The sequence below is a fragment of the Virgibacillus sp. LDC1 genome (assembly GCF_025792345.1).
GTDB classification, from domain to species: domain Bacteria; phylum Bacillota; class Bacilli; order Paenibacillales; family Paenibacillaceae; genus Paenibacillus_AQ; species Paenibacillus_AQ lautus.
This window is the reverse complement of sequence record NZ_JAOXLZ010000006.1, coordinates 73,979-94,064: the sequence shown is the minus strand read 5'-3', so window position 1 is coordinate 94,064 and position 20,086 is coordinate 73,979. Positions and strand designations below refer to the sequence as shown.

Annotated in this window: 21 protein-coding genes; 4 read left to right on the top strand and 17 right to left on the bottom strand. The window is 47.8% G+C overall.

From position 1 onward, the window contains the following. Positions 1-15: 15 nt before the first annotated feature. The 5 genes from OHJ21_RS28380 to OHJ21_RS28360 all read right to left on the bottom strand — a co-directional run bounded on the left by OHJ21_RS28380 (position 16) and on the right by OHJ21_RS28360 (position 4,964). The gene (locus OHJ21_RS28380; protein ID WP_326111281.1) at positions 16-780 is read right to left on the bottom strand and encodes a Cof-type HAD-IIB family hydrolase; all 765 of its coding nucleotides are present in this window, start codon (positions 778-780) and stop codon (positions 16-18) included. Continuing rightward, on the bottom strand, positions 777-1,613 hold the full coding sequence (locus OHJ21_RS28375; protein ID WP_009591560.1) for a carbohydrate ABC transporter permease: 837 nt from the start codon (positions 1,611-1,613) through the stop codon (positions 777-779). Before OHJ21_RS28375 ends, OHJ21_RS28380 begins: the two co-directional genes overlap by 4 nt. 29 nt (positions 1,614-1,642) lie before the next feature. Continuing rightward, positions 1,643-2,593, bottom strand: a complete 951-nt coding sequence (locus OHJ21_RS28370; RefSeq protein WP_326111283.1) for a carbohydrate ABC transporter permease — start codon at positions 2,591-2,593, stop codon at positions 1,643-1,645. A gap of 119 nt (positions 2,594-2,712) precedes the next feature. Beyond that, a complete protein-coding gene (locus tag OHJ21_RS28365) occupies positions 2,713-4,185 on the bottom strand; it encodes an ABC transporter substrate-binding protein (RefSeq protein ID WP_486021771.1) in 1,473 nt (490 codons plus the stop codon). Between the two features lie 194 nt (positions 4,186-4,379). Beyond that, a complete protein-coding gene (locus OHJ21_RS28360) occupies positions 4,380-4,964 on the bottom strand; it encodes a YdcF family protein (protein WP_100541281.1) in 585 nt (194 codons plus the stop codon). A 328-nt stretch (positions 4,965-5,292) separates the two neighbouring features. Here OHJ21_RS28360 and OHJ21_RS28355 point away from each other — a divergent pair, with 328 nt between their 5' ends. Continuing rightward, positions 5,293-6,468 (top strand): ROK family transcriptional regulator, encoded by a 1,176-nt coding sequence (locus tag OHJ21_RS28355; protein ID WP_009591546.1) that lies wholly within the window; start codon positions 5,293-5,295, stop codon positions 6,466-6,468. A 145-nt stretch (positions 6,469-6,613) separates the two neighbouring features. Here the strand turns inward: OHJ21_RS28355 and OHJ21_RS28350 are convergent, their stop codons facing one another. From OHJ21_RS28350 to pnuC, 5 genes are all read right to left on the bottom strand, one after another. Then, positions 6,614-7,417: a hypothetical protein gene (locus OHJ21_RS28350; protein ID WP_486021769.1), complete on the bottom strand. Its 804-nt coding sequence runs from the start codon at positions 7,415-7,417 to the stop codon at positions 6,614-6,616. 219 nt (positions 7,418-7,636) lie between these two features. Further along, a complete protein-coding gene (ybiA, locus tag OHJ21_RS28345) occupies positions 7,637-8,188 on the bottom strand; it encodes a riboflavin biosynthesis intermediates N-glycosidase (RefSeq protein WP_486021767.1) in 552 nt (183 codons plus the stop codon). A gap of 2 nt (positions 8,189-8,190) precedes the next feature. Then, positions 8,191-9,075, bottom strand: coding sequence for an NUDIX hydrolase (locus OHJ21_RS28340; protein WP_486021765.1), 885 nt, complete (start codon positions 9,073-9,075; stop codon positions 8,191-8,193). A gap of 55 nt (positions 9,076-9,130) precedes the next feature. Then, positions 9,131-10,141 (bottom strand): AAA family ATPase, encoded by a 1,011-nt coding sequence (locus OHJ21_RS28335; protein WP_486021764.1) that lies wholly within the window; start codon positions 10,139-10,141, stop codon positions 9,131-9,133. Then, on the bottom strand, positions 10,138-10,815 hold the full coding sequence (gene pnuC, locus OHJ21_RS28330; protein ID WP_486021762.1) for a nicotinamide riboside transporter PnuC: 678 nt from the start codon (positions 10,813-10,815) through the stop codon (positions 10,138-10,140). Before pnuC ends, OHJ21_RS28335 begins: the two co-directional genes overlap by 4 nt. A gap of 314 nt (positions 10,816-11,129) precedes the next feature. Between pnuC and OHJ21_RS28325 the strand changes: the two genes are divergently transcribed. Next, complete coding sequence (locus OHJ21_RS28325; RefSeq protein WP_486021761.1) at positions 11,130-12,239, top strand: PRK06851 family protein; 1,110 nt, start codon at positions 11,130-11,132, stop codon at positions 12,237-12,239. A 91-nt stretch (positions 12,240-12,330) separates the two neighbouring features. Here OHJ21_RS28325 and OHJ21_RS28320 read toward each other — a convergent pair whose 3' ends face one another. After that, positions 12,331-13,113 (bottom strand): SDR family oxidoreductase, encoded by a 783-nt coding sequence (locus tag OHJ21_RS28320; RefSeq protein ID WP_100541289.1) that lies wholly within the window; start codon positions 13,111-13,113, stop codon positions 12,331-12,333. A 608-nt stretch (positions 13,114-13,721) separates the two neighbouring features. Here OHJ21_RS28320 and OHJ21_RS28315 point away from each other — a divergent pair. Further along, positions 13,722-14,333, top strand: coding sequence for a TetR/AcrR family transcriptional regulator (locus OHJ21_RS28315; RefSeq protein ID WP_100541290.1), 612 nt, complete (start codon positions 13,722-13,724; stop codon positions 14,331-14,333). A gap of 262 nt (positions 14,334-14,595) precedes the next feature. On the opposite strand, the gene OHJ21_RS28310 is transcribed toward OHJ21_RS28315, so the two are convergent. From OHJ21_RS28310 to OHJ21_RS28285, 6 genes are all read right to left on the bottom strand, one after another. Continuing rightward, the gene (locus OHJ21_RS28310) at positions 14,596-15,291 is read right to left on the bottom strand and encodes an ABC transporter ATP-binding protein (protein WP_486021758.1); all 696 of its coding nucleotides are present in this window, start codon (positions 15,289-15,291) and stop codon (positions 14,596-14,598) included. Then, positions 15,291-16,412, bottom strand: coding sequence for an ABC transporter permease (locus tag OHJ21_RS28305; protein WP_486021756.1), 1,122 nt, complete (start codon positions 16,410-16,412; stop codon positions 15,291-15,293). The genes OHJ21_RS28310 and OHJ21_RS28305 overlap by 1 nt, the downstream gene beginning before the upstream one ends. A 118-nt stretch (positions 16,413-16,530) precedes the next feature. Then, complete coding sequence (locus OHJ21_RS28300; protein ID WP_100541293.1) at positions 16,531-17,100, bottom strand: TetR/AcrR family transcriptional regulator; 570 nt, start codon at positions 17,098-17,100, stop codon at positions 16,531-16,533. Positions 17,101-17,156: 56 nt separating this feature from the next. Further along, positions 17,157-17,636 carry a 23S rRNA (pseudouridine(1915)-N(3))-methyltransferase RlmH gene (rlmH, locus tag OHJ21_RS28295; protein ID WP_486022060.1) on the bottom strand — a complete coding sequence of 160 codons (480 nt, stop codon included), beginning with the start codon at positions 17,634-17,636 and terminating at the stop codon, positions 17,157-17,159. Between the two features lie 195 nt (positions 17,637-17,831). Next, positions 17,832-18,956 (bottom strand): cytochrome P450, encoded by a 1,125-nt coding sequence (locus OHJ21_RS28290; protein WP_243391000.1) that lies wholly within the window; start codon positions 18,954-18,956, stop codon positions 17,832-17,834. Between the two features lie 77 nt (positions 18,957-19,033). Then, complete coding sequence (locus tag OHJ21_RS28285; RefSeq protein WP_076326611.1) at positions 19,034-19,612, bottom strand: TetR/AcrR family transcriptional regulator; 579 nt, start codon at positions 19,610-19,612, stop codon at positions 19,034-19,036. A gap of 265 nt (positions 19,613-19,877) precedes the next feature. Here OHJ21_RS28285 and OHJ21_RS28280 point away from each other — a divergent pair, with 265 nt between their 5' ends. Then, positions 19,878-20,051: a DUF3934 family protein gene (locus tag OHJ21_RS28280; protein WP_100541298.1), complete on the top strand. Its 174-nt coding sequence runs from the start codon at positions 19,878-19,880 to the stop codon at positions 20,049-20,051. Positions 20,052-20,086: the final 35 nt, after the last annotated feature.

Here is a 20,086-nt window from a genome sequence, read left to right as displayed (position 1 = left end):
ATACGTTTGCTGCGTTTACTCCATCTGGAATACATATTTCCGAATCGCCTGAGCAACGCCGTCCTCGTTGTTGGTAGCCGTTATGACGTCCGCTATGGATTTGATATGCTCTTCACCGTTGGCCATCGCCACACCGAGACCTGCCGCCTTTAGCAGCTTCGCGTCATTATCACTGTCTCCCATAGCAATTACATCGGACATAGGGATTCCCAGCATCTGACAAACCTCGCTCACTCCGCTTTCCTTTGTAATGCCTTTAACTGAAATCTCCATATTAGTAGGGGCCGAACGGGTAACCTCAAGCGTACCCCAACTAAGCAGCTCTTCCTTAATTTCCGCGAGCCTCTGTTGATCATTGCTGCCGATGCCGAATTTCATCCAATCCCGTTTGAGCATCTCAGGCGTCCAATCCTTGTCGCCCGTCAGGCTTTCCACGCTGTAGCCCCAATACCACTCGCCCTGTTCAGAAGCAATGGCATGTATGCGGCTGATCGTGTCCCGAGGAATAAAGACGCGTTTATTAAGCCTGCCCGGTCCCTCCCAAACTTCTGCGCCATTGAGCAGCACCATGGGGGAATCGAGCCCAAGCTCATCCCAGAAGCCCTTGGCAGTTTGCAAGCCTCTCCCGGTGGAGAACATTACTTTAACACCGTGATCTACTGCATATTGAAGCCACTTTTTGGTCTCTTCCGTAATGTGCTTTTCATCCGTCAGAAGCGTCCCGTCCAGATCCAATGCAATCAGCTTATATTTCGCCTTCACTTGCTCTGCAGTATTCATCCCTTCACCGCCCCCATGGTCGCGCCTTCCATAAGAAGCTTTTGGAATAGGATATAAATAATAATGGACGGTACCATCGCAATGGTTACACCGGCAAACAAAGTCACCCAATCCGCAGTAAACTCCATTTGCTTATTTGCAGAATACATTTGCACCGCAATAGGATATTTTTTGGGATCGCTCAAATAGATGAACGGCGCTAAGAAATTGTTATAGTACCCTAGGAACTTGAATACGCCAACGGTTACAATTCCCGGTGTAGACAACGGAACGATAACACGCCAAAACTTTTGGAATAATGTAGCGCCATCCATCGTTGCGCTCTCCTCAAGCTCCATCGGCAAAGAGCTCATAAACCCTCCGAGCAGCATAAGATAGAACACGCTTTCACCCAGACTGGACAGAAGAATTAATCCGGTCAAGCTATTGGTCAAACTCAGTTCCCGCATAATGACATACTGGGGTACAAGCGCATTGATGCCCGGCAGGAACAGGGACAACATAATCAAGCCCCAAATCAATTTTCTTCCTTTGAACTGCATTCGAGTAAGCGCATAGGCGTTAATTGTCGTGAAGAACAGTCCAAGCACCAGACTTCCGCCAACATAATAAAGGGTATTTAAGAGTGATTGCCCAAAACCGTATTGATTCCAAGCCTTCGAATAATTCTGCCATCTTAGTTCCGCAGGCAGCGCCCATATATCTTTAAAAAACTCAGGATTGCTTTTTAACGATTCATAAATAACCCAGATTAAAGGAAATAATATAGTCAGCGACCAGGCATACAGCACCACACGCCACACAATGTCCATTAACGTTCGTTTTTCCTTCAACTATATCCCTCCGAACCTTCCTATGGAAACTAATACTCGTAGCCTTTGTTCGGCACGAATTTATCGATTAACAGCTTGGCTGTTACTAGAATGACGAACAGAATCATACCGACTGCGGAAGCGTAGCCGTAATTCCGATACTCTACGCCAAAAGCTAAGTTAAACATATAGAGGCCGATAACATCCGTCGACCCGAATGGCCCCCCATTCGTCATAATGAGGATGATTTCGAAGCCCTTCATCGTGCCGACGACGAGGAACAAAGCGCTGACGCGGATAATGGGCGTAACGAGCGGCATTGTAATTTTAAACAAGCGTGTCATATGTCCGGCCCCTTCAAGAATCGCCGCCTCGTACAATGACTTCGGAATTCCCAGCATCGCATTGGCAAAGATAATGACGTACAAGCCGACACCGCCCCAAACCCATGCCGGGATAATGGAGGCAAGCGCTGTGCTTTCATTGCCCAGCCAATAGAAATTCCCCATATCAATTCCGACGAACTTTAGAATCCCATTCAGCAAACCGTACGATCCGTCATAAATGAAGGCCCAGAGGAGAGCGACTACGACCGTAGATAACACGTTCGGAAAGAAAAACAATACCTTCAAAAATTTATTTTCTTTATACGTTTTATTGGTAATTAAATAGGCAAGGAGCAGGGAGATGACAATAACAAAGAAAGGCACGGTTATCATAAAAATCAAGTTGTGGGTAAGCGCACGCCACACATATTTATCTTGGAATGCGGTGACGAAATTGGACAGCCCGACAAACGTTGCATCCGTAAACCCATCCCAATTGAGCATCGCATAATAAACGGATAAAATGTTCGGAAACAACGTAAAGAGCAAATAGCCGCCAAAGGGAGGCACGATGGCTATGAACAGAAATATCCACTTCTGCGTATTCGCTTTGTCTAGACCCAAGCGCTTGCGCATAGGGGTCTTTAGTGTCGTCACAACGGTTGAATCAGACACAAGAGGTCAACTCCTATCTTACTGGACGTTTATAAGTCGCTTTCAGTGTGAAGCCTATAGGATCTCAGAAGTTAAAACGGAAGAGCGGAGATGAGTCCTCCCCGCTCCAACACGTCTTATTATTTCTTCTCAGCCTCTAGAGCTTTCTTCAGCAGCTCTTCGGCTTGCTCCAGAATCGGTTTCGGATCCTGCATACCCATAGCAAATTTCACAATATTCTCATTCATTAATTTTTCGGCTTGAGCAAGATTCGGATCGGAAATGTTGATAGACCGGCTTGCTTTAAATGTCTGAGCATTATTGTCTGCAATGTACTTCAGAACAGATTGAGCAGAGCTGGAAAGGTTAGCCGCCCTGGAGGGATCCTCCATCAAATCCTTGCGCATTGGCAAAGCACCTGCTTTTTCGGCTGCAAATTGTTGATTTTCCAGCGTAACCAGCCATGCGATCAATTCTTTGGCCCACTTTTTGTTCAGTTCCGGCTTAGCTGCCCAGATATAATTGAAGTTTGAAGTTCCGCTTCGAATCCAAAGCGTTTGATCCGTGTTATCTCTGAAAGGAACAGCCATGAAGCCCCAGTCGAAGTCCTCAGGCGTTGCTTCCTTCATCTCATTCTCGACATGCGTCCCTGTCGATACCATCGCAGCTTGCCCCTGAATAACCTGCATTTGCGATTGCGTATGGTTCAGTGCCGGGAGTCCTTCTGCAAAATATCCTAGCTTGCCAAGCTCATAGAAGCGCGTCCAGGTTTCAACCGTCTCTGGATTTGTGTATTGCGGCAGACCATAAGTTCTATAATCCTCGATAAATTCATCGACATGGCCATTGATATCAGCCAGCTCAAAATTTTTGGCCGTTCCGAAAGCCCAGTTATGGTAGCTTGGATGAATGCCCGGAAACGTAATGGGAGCAATGCCGTCCGCTTTAATGTCCGCTAGAAGTGCTGTAAATTCGTCCCATGTGTTCGGGTTTTGGTTCCAGCCATGCTCTTCGAATAGCTTTTTGTTAAAAAACAACCCGCCAAAGCTGCTCGCCGTAGTAAATTCATATCTTTTCCCATTGATCAGCGGTGTTGACTCGTACATGCCTGGCATCATAAGATCCTTGACCTTTTTGTCCGGTACGTCTGGAAGAGGGAATTCCCAAATGTCATCCATGGGTTCAAGCTTTCCGGCTTCAGCGAGCCCTATGATACCTCCAGACGGGTCTGTATTGAATAGATCAAACATGTCATTATCATTGCCTGCAGAGATTTTTGTAGAAAGAATCGTCTTCATATCAGCTGAAGCGGTGATGTCTACTTTGACATTGGGATACTTGGCTGTGAACGATTCAACTGCATAATCGAACCACTCCCGGCCATATCCTCCTACAAAGAAGCCTACCTTTAGCGTTACTTCCTCATTCTTCGGCAATCCATTCTCATAAACTTCTACTTCTGCAGATACACCCGGCTTATCCGAACCAGCAGGAGTAGTACTTGGATTAGCCCCGTTCTTTCCGCTGTTTCCACCGCAACCAGCCAGCATGGCTAAAGATAATGCCGCTGCAACACCCGTGCTCATGAATCGTTTCATTTTCCCATTAAACATTATTCCGCCCCCGTTAATTAATAAATAAATTGGATTAACTATTTAAGCATAACTGTGATTTGTTAATCAGCAATCAAATCCGGGTAAATAATTTGTAAACAACTTTTGGCTTATAGCCACTTAAGCCTCACCTCCCATATATTCTGTAAACGCTTACATTCTAATCACTTATCGGCCAATTGTCAACCTTTTTGTCAATCGATTTGATCATTGATGACCCTCTTAATAATGGGGAGAGTTAATCGAAATGCCCGAATCTCCAGAAATGTTAATTTAAGCTGGAATCCCACAATGCTTCTAAGACTTCGATTAGCGCAGAATCCGCCCTTTATGCCAAGACGATGCATAATATACTTCGTTCGGCGGACATGAAATAAATTGGTTATGATAACAAAAGATTTTAGGTGGTACTGCTCCATCAATTGCTTGCTAAAGATTAAATTTTGAACGGTGTTGTTTGACTTGTCTTCTTTTAATACTCTTTTTGCTGGGACGCCCTTCTCAACCAGGTACTTCTCCATCAGCTCCGCTTCCGAACGACGTGAACCAACCGCTCCCCCCGATACAATGATATATTCGTGCCCATACTGCCGAAATTGTTTGTAAGCCTCATCCAGTCTTTCTTTAAGCAAAGGGTGTATTCGGCCGTCTTTAGATACATAGCCAAGTACAATAAGTGCATCTGCTTTACCAGGTTGTAACATAACTGCATGCAGCCAGCATATGTAAGTCAGCACCGTCATCGCTGCTATTGCAATTATCCATCCAATCCATACCATTACTTACTCCTCTAGGCGTCAATTTGTTGTATTTAATCAAATCAGTTTACAAATATAATATCTTTTTTTATCACAATGTCAATACAATCCGTTGCGTTTTTTTAGTGTTTTTGAATTAAGAGTTTTCGTATAGACTGCATCATGCTGCATAAACCGCCATCTCTCGTCGTTTTTTAGAAATTTATAATAAATGTTAGTTGAATTAAACGAACTTGCAACTTTTATTCGCCTCGTATTAATGCTACACTTGAAGCAAAGTATGTTCCTAATTTGTCAAATGTTTTGAATCTATATTATATAAAACGTTGTTGGAAAGAGGATGCATATTGTGAGTGATTCGGTTAAACAAACCAGCCATATGTTATTAAAATCAATAAATCAGCAGAAGGTTCTTTTTCTCATTTATTCAGAGGGGCCGATCTCTCGCGTAGAGCTTGCGGAAAAGACTGGACTAAGCAGACAAACGGTAACCAATATCGTGAATCGCCTGTTGAAGGAAAAAATAATCGTGACAGGGGAGCTTATCGACTTGGAGGCAGGCAGCGGAAGGAAAAGAGTCGGCCTTCATATCAACAGCGGCCATTTTTATGCTATCGGGCTTGAGCTCGCCGGCAAATACATTCGCGGAAAAGTGTTCAACCTGCGTCAAGAAGCTGTCGCATCCGCAGAACGCACGAGTAACAAATATGGTTCTATAGATGTGCTGATGCAGCTGTTGCATGAAGTTATCGATGAGCTGCTCACCCAGGTGCCCAACACCTCCAAAGTAAAAGGGATCGGAATCAGTATGCAGGGCCTGGTCGATTCTCAGCATGGCATCGTTCTGCGGACACCCGGCATAGGCGTTCATCGCCTGCCGCTCAAGCAGCTGCTTGAAGACAAATATGACATACCCGTGTATATCGAGAACGATGTCAATCTTCTCTCTGTCAACGAGAATATGAACGGCTGCTTGAAGGATTCCAATAACAATATCACCATCAAGTTTGATTATGGTACAGGCGGCGCGATCGTCCATGATAAACAAATTATTGCAGGATCAAGCTTTGTTGCAGGTGAATTCGGGCATTATAAAGGCTTCTATGGAGAAGATGCCTATCCATGCCATTGCGGCAGATCCGGATGCTTAACGACGCTGGCTTCCAGCAGCGGACTTAGTGTCTCCATCAAATGCACACTAGAGGAGTTCGCAGAAGGCATAAGAACAGGAGATCCTAAGTTCCTTGGTTTATACGAAAAAATTGTTGATGGCATCGCGATCGCCGTTACCAATATCATTACATTTATAAATCCTGACAGTCTGCTTATAACGGGCCGAGTCATTCATACCATCAGTCCCGAAATGTTCAATGAGATTAGAGCCAGGGTGATGCACCAGTTGCCTGTAACAGTTAATAACGTACAATTGATCTATCTTCATAACAAACCGGATGAAACCAAGCTTGCTGCCGGGTTAGTTATTAAACGCGCATTTGAAATACCGCTGGATACTTTATCTCTTTAATTGACTCCGCTTTTGATGTCATGCCTAAAATGGATAAGTCGATCGTACTCAATAAACAGAACTCTCCAGACTCGGAGAGTTCTTTCTATGTTATCCATATACTTCGCCCATATCGACAGTACGCTGGTATTACCCCTAGTAGACGCTAGTGCGTCGATTCCGTTTTCGCATCCACTCGGCAAGTTAGATTAGCCAATCGTCGTATCTCATCGCTTAACCTTCGATTGACTGGATACACTTCTTCTATGAAGTCTAAAATGCGAAGTGCCGATTCGGGAACATGATCGTATCCCTGTATCATGTCTCCTATGATTTCCGCAAAACGGGGGTATCTCCTCTCTAACCGCCTCTCATTGCCGAATGGGTCGGGATAGTAGTCCACCTCTTGCTCCAGCAGATGGAGCACGGATAGAATCCTGTCCACTGCGTATCCTTGAACAAACCTCGTCGCGGATAGACGCTCCCCCCTAGCATAGCGACCGAGCCCCACGTATAGATTGGTTAAGGCTTCATTCAAAGGAAAGTCCAAGGAATCCACTTTTAGGCTGGGGACCGGGTTGGAAGGTTTGGCGATTGCCGTATTGGCATACATGGGGTCTTTCCAAATGACCCGGCCTTCCGTGTAGGTGGCGTTCGCCAGCTCCCATTCCTCGAATACAGCATATTCCCCGAAAATACCGTCCTCGAACAGTACTTTGCAGCCAACATCCGAATTCTTAAATGAATAGGCAAGAGGGTGTACGTCCTCGAGCCAATCCAACCGGTCTATATATCTGTTTTTCTCCCCGGGCTTTACAATGACAAAGAAATCTAAATCCGAATATTCATCCAGCCGTTCTGTCTCGACCCCAACGGAACCAACTCCTAATAATAAAAGAGCTCCCCCCTTGCGTTCGAGCGACTTACCGATCTCGCCCAGCCTCTGTAACAGTGATTCTGTTCTCAACATTACGAATCCTCCCCTGGTTTTGGAATGCAAAAAGGGTCCAACCCACTTCTCAGCGAGGTTGAACCCGAAGGTTGCATTGCCTTTATTATCCTACCGTGAAATTATCACGTATACTTGTTGCTGTCAATCGAAAAACTTGCCGTTACTTATGATAAGGTTCAGCTTAACGGGTCTATCGGCGAAAAATAAGAAGAGGAGCTGTCTTGCCACGAAAAAAAACTATCTCTGCAGCAACTCGTCCCGCGCTTCGGTCAGCGCGAACCCCAGCAGGTTTTGACCCCGCCATTTCACGGGATTCTCCGCATCTGGATTGGACTGGCCCATGCCGATCCCCCAAATGCGGTCCTGCGGGCTGGCTTCGACGAGGATGCGGTTCTTTGTCGACTTGAGATAATCGCCAAGCTCCCGATTCTGCGAAAACTTAGCCAAGCTGGCTTTTTTGACGATGCCGTAGCATTCCTTGTCCCAAGTATCCTTGTCAAAGTTTCGGACCGCGCGCCCATAAGCCTTCATCTCCTTGGGATGCTTAGCCGTAAGGATCGACTCCAGCATTTCGTTGTCGCCGAACAGCCTTGCCTTCTCGGCCATCATAAACTGCTCGGCACAGGAATACTCCGTCCCCTCTATCGTGAACGGGCACATCCACCACTGGCTGAAGCAGCTTTTGTCGACGCTCCCGTCCTTAGGGGGCGTATGGCCCCAAAAGAATACAAACTTGAACGTTTCCCCTTTGTTATAAGCTTTTCTTAGCTCATCAAGATTGTAAATCATCGTTATTCCTCCAGTTTTCTCCGATACAACCGGGATGGCCGATGCCCCGCATTTTCGGTGTAATGATCGGTCTCCGCCACGAGATCGGCCACCTTGCGCCGGAAGGCCGCCTTCAATAGCTCTTTATCCAGAATGACCTCATAAACCTGCTGCAGCTCCGTCAAGGTAAAAAGCTTTGGCATTAAGTGCAGCGCAATATCGGTATAATTCACTTTTCCCCGCAGCCGCTCGATAGCGCATGCTATAATCTTCGCATGGTCGAAGGCCAACCCGTTATTTGATACGATCTTATAATCCGTGCTAGTCGATGTCGTCTTCACGGTCAACGTCCTCGCCACGACCGCCGAAAGCTCCTCTTCACCGCTTAGCTTGAGTTCATACTCCAGCGTCTTGACGTACCCGTCCTCCATCAGCTCTTTCTGCTCCCGCAGCAGCCGGTAGGAGACCTGGAACCAGGCGGCGTTGGCCGCATCGTCTCCCGCCTTAAGCTCCAACTTGTCGCTATTGATCAGAGCCATGTAGCTGCAGCTCATCACCCAGGTTCGGGGATCTCGGCCGATATCGCTGAACGTATACAACTGTTCCAAATAAACGTCGTCCACGCCGGTTTCCTCGCGCAATTCCCTTGCCGCGGCCTGCTCAGACGTCTCGCTCGGCTGGACAAAGCCGCCCGGCAGCGCCCATTTACCCAGGAAGGGGTGACCCCCCCGGCGGATGAGCAGGATACGGAGCTCTTTTTCCGGTAATTTGCGATAGCTGTCAGCCTCCTCATCCGTAACCGTAAAGATCACCATATCGGCTGCCACCGAAGGCCGCTCGTAATTTCCTGCCCGGTACTGCTCCAAAAATTCGCGTTCCGTAAGTCCGTTCCGATCCAACAAATCCAATGGGGGCACCTCCTTGTTTTTTGATTCTACATTAGCTCCTTGCCTACATCTTATTCTAACCGTTCAGCTCTCCGAAATAGTTTCGATAGGGCTCAAACTTCGCCAGCACCTCGTCTACCTTGAGCATTCGTTCCTCCAAGCTTCCCCGCAGCGTAATGTAGGGAATTCGCCGCTCCTTCAAATCCGCGATGATCTGTTTATGAAAAACATGCCGCTTCTGATCCCCGCTTCGATCCCACGTATCGTCGTAAGGAATATCGTCGTCGCACAAGAAGAACAGATCGTAGCGCTGCGCATTCTGCAGAGCAATCCGGGTCAATAGCTCCGGGGCCCGGCCGTGGTAATCCATGGCGAACATATACGTCGTAATCGCATTGGTATCAACGAACAGAAATCGGTTCGCCGCAAGCAAAGCCTGCTCTTCGCGCTCGATATGACCCACAGCGATTTCATCAAATGCTTCAAGGCCGATTCTGCGGTCCACCTGATGCTCGGTCCAGTAATCGCGTCCGTATTCGCTCGCGTAGGTCGTGTTATACCGCCGTGCCAGCGCTTCAGTGATGGTCGACTTCCCTGTCGACATCGCCCCAACAAATACCACCTTCGTGATTAAGTCCCGGTACACGATATCACTTATGAACTCTCTGTACTTATATGGGTCGGAACGGATCATCGTTGCAGAGATCGGAACCCGCTCGCGGGCTTCATCGACCCGCCGGTCGACCGAGCCCAAAGCGAGACTCATATGCCTGCCGTAAAACTCGCTCGAGTAAAAATGCGTGACTTGCTCGCCGTTCAGTAAACGGAGGATATACCGTTCTTCCCGAATCTCATGCTCTCTGTCATCGGAATACCCGTCCGGTCCGTCCCAAGCTTCGATGACCCGGACTGCCGGGTATAGCCCCCGAATCCAATTCGCCCGAATATGAAGCGGGATCGGAGTGACCGTCGTCTCATAAATGACCACGATCAACTCATCGACCTCTTGCAGCGCCGTTTCGATCATGAACTGATGCCCTTTATGCAGCGGGGCAAACTTCCCCAGCGTTAATCCGAGCGTTTTCATGCCGCCACCTCCTTGGCCCCTTTGTTCCAATTGTAATAGCCGTATACCGCATTGACCAAATATGCGCTCCACATGACGATCATCAGCATGCCTTCGCTGCTGCCCTCCAGCAATCGAATCGCCCATAGCAGCACCGTAAACAAATTCAACACAATATAGACCAGCCATTGTTCCTTGAATCTGCGGACCATTAAAAAGGTGGCCACAACGGACAGCACTGTCGTTATAGCATCGATGTAAGGCGAGTTCTGCCCCGGGATGAATGAAAGCCCATATCCCAGCAGCAAACAGCCTAATATACAGACCACCCCAACGAGAAGCAGGCCTCTAAGCTCCATTTGACGCATGATCAGCTTGCCGTCTTGGCGGTTATTTTTCCACATGTAGAAGCCAATGACGTTCATCGGAACGAAGAATAGCAGATTCAGCATGACCTCTCCAAACAACCCGTTAATATAGGCTAGATAAGCGTAACCGACCGTATTGTACATGCCAAAAACATAGCTCATCAGGTTGCCCTTCGCCGCAAGCACCACGCATAGCACCCCAGTAATAAAAACGGTAAATCCGAATAAAGAGTCCTTGGAAATCACCGTAAACCCGACAGCGATCGAGGTAAACAGCACCAACCACGCTAACTCGAACAGGCTCCAGTCACTCGCAACCTTCTTCACATTGCATCCCCTCCGCTTTCTCCACTCATTTATAGAATGAAACACATCATTACACTTAGTATCATAATGTTAATAACATTTTGTTACTATCAAAAATAACAGAAAAGCCTGCGTAGGGCAAGTGGCAATCTCCCCATTTTTCCCAGGCTTGATCGTTTACCTTCTGTAGTCCCTTCAACAAATAGCGAAAATCATGGGAGAGGACGAACACCACTTGTTACAACGCGGAATATACAAATGAATAGGCACTTATCCCAATCATGCTTATTCTACAATCTTTGCGATTCGGAATAGGCACAAAGGAGTGTTTCAAGTTGGTAGTAAAATCATCTCACTATTTTGCCCACGGCAATACTGCACGCGGGGCTCATTTCTTGTATAACTCCGCATTTGATGGGCTGAACAAGATATTTGTCCTTACGGGGCCCCAAGGTACGGGGAAATCGACGGTCATGCATAGCTTGGCGGATAGCCTGCTGGATCAAGGCTTGCATGTGCAATGCTTCCACTCCCCTCTCCGTCCCGACGAACTGGATGGCATCATTTGCACGGAATTGAAGGTTGGTATTGTCGACGGGCGAGTCTGTAAAGGGATTTCGGATAGCGCGGCGGGTGAAATCGTCTTTATCGATTTTCAGGAAGCGTTTGATGACAGCCTTATTTTACCGGAACACTTCATCACGATAGAAGATCTTAAAGGCGAGCTTGAGAGAGCCTATTCAAAAGCGTATGAAACGTTCGAAACGGCATTGCGGATTCATGACGAGTGGGAAAAATTTTATATCGAAAATATGGACTTCTCGAAGGCCGACCAGCTTGCGCAGGATTTGATTCAAGAATTATACGCCGGTCATGAAAGCGATACGTCAACCGCTTCACGTCACGTATTTTTCGGAGCTGCGACTCCGAGGGGGGCGTTCGATTTTATTCAAAGCTTGACCGCTCAGCTGGAAAGACGGATTTTCATCAAAGGAAGGGCGGGATCCGGCAAATCGACGCTGCTGAAAAAGCTTGCCTCCGCTGCCGAACAGAAAGGAATCGACGTTCAAGTGTTTCATTGCGGCTTTGATCCTAACAGTCTGGATATGCTGATATTCCCGGAGCTTCGAACAGCGATCTTCGACAGTACCGCTCCGCATGAATACTTTCCCGATCGGGACGGGGATGAGATCCTAGATATGTATACACGGACTATAGCTCCTGGAACCGATGAAGCCCATGCTGACGAAATAGCTGGGATCAAAGCACGCTATTCGGCAAAAATGAAAGAGGCCACCTCCCATCTGGCGGAAGCTGAAGCCATCGATTCTCAAATGAAGGGCTACTATGTTGCGGCCACCGACTTTTCGATCGTAGAGAAACTCCATCTGCAATTACAGTCCGAATTAAATGAACGGATCGGCTCCATTCAGCTTTCAAAATAAGATACAACCCAAAAGCGTCAAGGACATTGAAATGTTCCTTGACGCTTCAATGAATGTGATCAAAACCACATACGATATAAAGCAGACATACTTACAGCCTAGTTCCTCCGGTGGCATCAATAAATTGCCCCGTGATCCATCGCGCCTCCTCAGATGCTACAAACGCAACCACATCAGCAACGTCTTTAGTGGTGCCCACTCTCCCGAATGCAGACATTGAAGCTGCTTCAGCATGAGCTTCTGGGTTGGCGAGCCAATCCTTATTCATATCAGTAGCCGTAGTTCCTGGCCTTACTGCGTTAACAGTAATACCTTTTGCTGCAAAAAGTGGAGCTAACGCCAAAGTAAGTGTCTCAATGGCTCCCTTGGAAGCCGAATAAATGGAATGCGTTGGACCGGCAACACGTGTAAAGCCAGTAGAAATGTTAATGATTCGTCCACCGTTCCGTATAAACGGACTAGCTGCTTGAGTAATAAAGTATGGAGCTTTAAGGTTAACATTAATGACATCTTCAAACGTTTCAATTGACGTTTCTTCAAAAGGAATGGCCGGTGCAATACCTGCGTTATTGATTAAGATATCCAATTGCACAGATCCGATTTCCGAGCGAACAGCATCTTCAAATGCGGCCCAAAGCTTTTTTACACCGGTAATACCAGTGGTTAATTCTGCTTCCAGAGCCACAGCCTTTGAGCCCAGCGCCTTAACCTCTTCAACAACTATTAAAGCAGCATCCCTATTACTGGCGTAATGAACGCCTATAAATTCCGCTCCGCCTGCAGCTAATTTTTTGGCTATTTCAGCCCCCATCCCACGACTTGCCCCTGTAATCAAAGCAACCTTACCACTGAATCTTCCTTCATTTGTCGACATATAATTGACTCCTTATAAGAGAATTTAAATGATATTTTGGCTAAAACTTCCTCAGCGCGAGTTTAAAATTATTTAGCTGGCGGTACCCCCATATTGTAAATAAACCTTCGCTTAGTCCATCAATGATTTCTACATGAAAAGAACCCCCTTTAACGTTTTCTGTATGATAAAGAATCTCTATGTACGTCGCTGGACGCCCTCGATCCGGTGATCGGCGGATTTTGTAACGACCATTACGTTAAGTTATATTATACCCTCATATTACCATTGTCAATATCATAACGAACATTATGTTAATTAATGTTATACATTTTTATTCACACTGTCATTCGTTCCATTACAGGGGCATCAGGCGGCGTCACGTTAGGACGATGCGTCGCGCTCTGACGAGATAGGCCATCAGCGCAGGCCGGGTATGGCGCCTGACACGTGACACTAGAACCAGACGGCCGAGATTTTGGCCGATCGTACACTGACGCAGGTCCTTGCACGGTGGACTGGCCGCATTCTGTAACGTGTGTTATGATAACGTGAAGTATGAAAATGAAAATTGGATAGGAACCGTTTTAATATCGACCGTTATAAAAAAAGTTGAGGTGATCTGACTGATGGGACGTAACCGCGAATTCGATGTGGATCAGGCATTGGACGCAGCGCTTTGCGTGTTTTGGCGCAAAGGCTACGAGGGCGCGTCGTACACTGACCTGACGCAGGCCACGGGTGTTGAACGCCCGGCGCTCTACTCGGCGTTTGGCAACAAGGAGGCATTGTTCCGCCGAGTTCTTGAGCGCTATTACGAGCACTATCATGATTTCTTCCCGGCGGCGCTGGAGCTGCCGACCTCGCGGGAGGTGGTCGCACACATCTTTCGCGGTGCGGCCGAATTGCAAACTCGTTACCCGGATCACAAGGGGTGTCTATATGTCCACGGTGACTTGGCCGGCTCGGACGATGCCGAACCTATTCGGCGTGCACTGATCGATGCGCGTGCGGACGGAGAGGCTTCGCTGCGTGATCGTTTCGAGCGGGCAAAGCAGGAGGGAGATCTGCCGGAAACCGCGAACTGTGCTGCGTTAGCTGCATTCGTGATGGCCGTGCTCCACGGTATGGCCGTTCAAGCCAAGGCCGGCTTCAGTCGCAATATGCTAGAGGCTGTTGCTGAGCAGGCGCTCTCCACCTGGCCTACCGGCAAATCCACACTTGCCACAAAGTCATCGTAAACCTTAGTGCAGAGGAATATCGTTATACAAAAACGCAAGCTTGGCTGTCATGAAACCGAAGTCTCTGCAAACGGACATAGTGCATAGGGTTCCATCAGGCATATGGCTCCGCCGACGAACAGGCGGACTAAAAACCATCCACTAGCTTAGCAAGGAAATACGAAATAGGCTCCCCGATATGTGGGAGCCTATTTGTTTTACTGAATTTCTGATTTCTGAAAATTGGACCACGCGATAATGGCCATCGACTTCCAATAACGCCTTAATGGATGGACTTCAATTCCGCTAGAGATAATTTGCCATCTTCCATCCGGTATACCTTGTCGCAGTAGGTAAGCAGCCGCTCATCGTGTGTGACCATAATCGCCGCTTTGTGGCGTGTTCTCACCTCATGGGCAATCAAGGAGACAACTTCATGGGCGCGCTTGGTATCCAGGCTTGCTGTAGGTTCATCCGCCAATATGACATTGGGATCGTTAATTAACGCGCGGGCAATGGCGGTACGCTGCTTCTCGCCCCCGGACAGCTCCTCCGGGTAGCTCTTCAGCTTAGTGCCTAGACCAAGCTCTTCAAGCAACTTTATAGCCATAGCTTTGTCTGCTGCATGAACCTTCCCTGACATCCGCTTCACGACAAGCAACTGCTCAAGAACGTTCAGGTATGGAACCAAATTCGAGGCCTGCATGATGAAACCAATCTCATGCAATCGGATATCGGATAGTTGTTTGCCTGACAGCTTCGATATGTCCTTGCCATTTAGTATGACCTCTCCCTCGGAAGCTTTAAGCAGTGCACCCGCGACGGATAGGAAGGTACTTTTTCCAGAACCGGACGGACCTACCACTGCGACGAACTCACCTGGCTCCACTTTTATGGACACTCGGTCTAATGCCGCAATACGATTCAATCCTTCGTTGTAATATTTGGAAGCTGCTGATATTTGCAAGCCTTTAGTCATTACTCAACCCTCCCAAGTGCCTTAAGCGGATCAATTTTCGAAATCGTGCGAACGGATACCAACGAACTAAGCAATGAGATCACCAGCAATACAATGGAATACGTGAACACCAGCTTCGTATCCAGCATGAACGGCATGCTTTTGGGCATGATTGCCGCTGTCCCATATGTCAATAAGATGCCAACGATAATGCTTGAGAGCGACAAGACGAACACCTGTGAGACGACGGCTTTACCTAAGAATCCATTCTTGGCCCCGATCGCTTTCATAATCCCGAACTGGTTGGACTTCTGCATCGTGAATACATAGAAGAATACGCCAATGATGAATGCAGAGATCGCAAGCAGGAACGCAAGCATCATCATGATTGTGCCATTCTCTTCTTTGTATCCAGGCATTCCCTGTACCGCTGCCGCACGAGTAACCGTATCGGTACCCGAAAGCTGTTCATTTATAGCATTCCGATCAATATCTTTACCTTGAACCATAATCGCATTGACGGGGTCCTTGACTCCCTTGTCCGAGCCTGGTGCCGCAAACGCAAGCTTACGCCACTCTTCAATAGGTGTAAATACAGCTGCTACGTGGTTATACGTCTGATTCTTGACAAAGCCGACAATCGTCAACGATTCCGTCGAGCCATCTAATTGGAAAGTGTCCCCTAGCTTAAATCCTTCGTCTTTCATCGTCTCATTAACGATGACCTTCGTCATCTGATCGGATGTCAGCCCGGTGCCTTCAATAATCGCCGGCTCAAGAAAGCTCCCCGGGTTAATTCCAATAATCGCTATATCTACTTTATCCTCATTCGACCTGCTACTCCCTTTGATTGCCGATGCCATGATGGTTCCCATAGGTGAAACGGCACTTACATTCGGCATCTCTGCTAATTTAGCTGACAGATCATTAGACAATAAAGACTTACTCATTGAAGCCTTCGACCCTTGTTCGAAAACCACATAATCAGCCCTCATCGTCTTAAACGTCGAAGCCGCAAGCGTAGATAACCCATTCCCCAAACCTGACAATATAAACACCAACCAAGAAATAAGCACAAAAATGATAGCAATCATCAAAAACCTTGTCTTGCTGTGTCTCAATTCCTTCAATGCCAAAAACATATGCTATTCCTCTCCTCAACACAAATAAATGACACGCGTGTCAAATTAATCACATCTCGTCCGGCACGTTTTCATTATAGGTTTTATGTGACACGCGTGTCAAATATATTTGTATTCCTTATCGTCTTCCTGCCCCTCCTAGCCACATTTGGTATAATAGCTTACTCCACTGAGGTGTAGGAATATTCATCATATTGGGCGTTTCAATCAGGTTAAAAAATACACCTATAATGGCAGGAAGTGGGATGCTTGTATTCAAGTGTCCCTCTTCCTGAGCACGAACAAACAATCGCTCCAGTTGATTTTTTAAAGTCACATGCGCTTGCTCAACAAATTCAAGATCATTGGCCGCAGCCGCAGAATTGGCTTTATTTATTTTATGAGCATATCCAAGCAATTGATGGAAACTAGCTTCCTCCAGATATACATCTAGCAGATGTTGAAGGGCATTCATGCAATCCGTTTCATCAATAGCTGATGCCTTCTGTAATACATTTTCCATTGATCGTTTCATACATGCAGCAACTATCTCTTCTTTGTTAGCATAATATTGGTAAATCGTGCTTCTTGCTCCAACCAGGCTCTTGGATAACAACTTAAGTTGAAAACCCTCATAACCGTATTCGAGAAGCACTCTCTTGGTTTGGTCAAGCAACTCCGATTTTGTAAAAGCCTGCTTTCTTCCCATGTTAATCACCGTCCCTAATTGCTAGCCGTAATCTACATTGTAACAAAAATTTCGCCCTATTTGTGGTACGGTTCCCCCCGATTAATCTTCACCGCCCGGTAAATCTGCTCCACCAGCACCAGCCGCATCAGCTGGTGCGGCAGGGTCATCCGCCCGAAGCTGAGCTTCGTCTGGGCCCGCTTCAGGACGTCCTCAGAGAGGCCGTTGGAGCCGCCGATAACATAGGCAACGTTACTGGACCCGTACGTGCCCAGCTTGTCCATATGGGCCGCCAGGTCCTCGCTGGACCACAGCTGGCCGCCGATCGCCAGGGCGATGACGTGGGTGTCCGGCTTAATGTGACCGAGAATGCCAGCGCCCTCCTTCTCCTGCACTTGGCGCATCTCCGCTTCGCTCATGTTCTCTGGGGCTTTCTCATCCGGCACCTCGTGCACGGTTAGGCGCACATACGGCGCAAGACGCTTGCTGTACTCCGCAATGCCCTGAACCAGGTACTTCTCCTTCAACTTGCCTACGCATACGATCTGTATATTCATGGCGCTGTTTCGCTCCTTAAACTCGACTGTTATGACGTCCATTCTAACATTGTACCGCTGCCAATTAAAGGACATACCCACCCATTGTCCTTTGCCTTCTCAGAACCCTCGCCCTCCTCCAATTTCAAGGGACTCAGACCCCAACATATAAAAAAGAGCCCTCTCCATCGAGAGCGACTCTTCTTGACTTCCTATCTATTTTAAAATGATCGGCAGCTCTCTCAGCGCGAACATCATCGTGCTATCCATCCGTGCCAGCTCTGCGGAGCGGTCGCGGCGGTATTCGGGGAAACGGTCCAGCAGGGTCTGCAGAGCGATCCGGGACTCCATGCGGGCTAACTGAGAGCCCATGCAGTAATGTATACCGCTTCCCAGGCCCAGATGCGGGTTCGGGTTGCGGTGGATGTTGAATACATCCGGCTGATCGAACACATCCTCGTCATGGTTCGCAGAGGCCATCCAGATATAAACGAACTGTCCCTGCTTCATCTCCTGCCCCCGCAGCACCGTGTCCTGCTTAACGCTGCGGAACATTACCTGAACAGGCGAGAAGTAACGGAATACTTCCTCTAATGCGCCTGGAAGCAGCGAGGGATCCTGAAGCACCTCCGCCCGGACTTCTGGCAGGCTGTCAAAGGCAAGCACCGCCGATGAGATCAGATTGGTTGTCGTTTCATTGCCCGCTACGAGAAGGAGAATACAGAACCCGATAATCTCCAGTTCGGTGAGGTGTTCATTGTCGATACGTGCCTCCACCAGCTTCGTAATCAGATCCTCCTGCGGATGACGACGGCGATCTTCCGCGATCTCAGAGAAGTATTCACTCATCTCCCGCTGACACTGATAATAAGCCTCCCCATTGTCACCCACCAACGCATCCGACCACGCCTTGAATCGTTCCCGATCCTCCATCGATACGCCGAGCATCTCGGCGATCACCGTAATCGGAAGCGGGCTTGCGAGATCGGCAACGATATCCATCTTTCCCTTCTTCTCCGCTTCGTCCAGCAGAGATGACGTGATCTCCTGGATCTTGGGGGCAAGCGATTCGATCATGCGAGGCGTAAAAGCATGGGATACCAGCTTACGCAGCTGACGGTGCTTCGGCGGATCCTGCCGCAGTACACTGGATTCGATGGGATCATCGGTTGAAGAGCCCCCTTGGGAAGAGAACACTTCGTAATTCGTGAAGACGGCTTTGACATCCTCGTATTTAAAAACATTCCAGGCTCCGTTACCATCCATTGCCGTCACCGGAGATTCCGTCCGCATCTGGCGGAACCATTCCAACGGGAGTAAACCGTTCTTATTCCATTCCATGCTTAACACCTTCGCTTTCCATCGCTAATTTTGAACTGACTGGTCAGTTATACACGCTTAAAAAAAGAAGGCCCTGCTTATTCAAGCGATATAAACAGGCCTTGAGTAATCATCGTGAAGGCAAACCGCTCCAGATCCTCACGCGAATACGTATCCTGATGATTCAGGTAATAATTACAGGTACTCTCCAGCGTTCCGACAATGCTGGCAGCGGCAAGATTAGGATCAACGGCACGGCACAGGTTCTCTTCGCACTGTCCTTCCTCGATAATGCTGGCCAGGAAGCTTAAATACTTCCGTTTCAGCTCCTTCAACTCATCCAAAACATCCTGCTCGATGCCGTTCGAAATCTCATTAAATACGATGTGCGAGAAATGTCGGGATTCGAGAAACAGATCCAGATGATGGCGAATGGTGCGCTCAATCTTCTCCTTCATCGGCAGGGAGGAATTCAGATCCGCCTCCGTCCGCTGCATGATATCTTCGAAGCCCTGCTTCACAACCGTCTTGAAGAGCTGGGATTTGCCAGGGAAGTTATAGTACAGCGTCCCCTTGGCAACCTGTGCGCGGGCGGCAATCTCGTCCATGCTTGCGCGGTGATATCCATTCTCGGAGAAGACTTCTATAGCTGCTTGGATAATTTTATCTTTGCTCACAATCCGATCGGCCCTTTCATAACAAAATTTCAGTTCACCGTTCTTATTCTGACTGGTCAGTTCAAAAATAAGATACCACGCTGGGAAAAATTAGTCAACCGAAAGACATGCCTATACCGACACCGGAATTCATGCCCATATATTTCGATTCTTATGCTGATTTCCGTGGTATCCTATACATATGGCCCAATACAGTGTATATTTCAACAGTGCTGGTAAACAATCAGCATATAGGTACAAGAATTTACCGTAACGGAGTGATTGATTGAGTAAATCCAAGGGCAAGGGCGGAACAGGCAGAGGCACGGGCAAGAAGGGCTGGAGCCGCTGGGATGCAAGTGCGCGAAGAGCAAAGAGCAAACCCAAACCTTATACCAGTAAAGGGGCCAAGCAGGCAGACGGTACATCGGAAGCCGAGAAACATAAAGGAACCCCATAATGAACATATGGTACAGATTGACCTGATACATCATT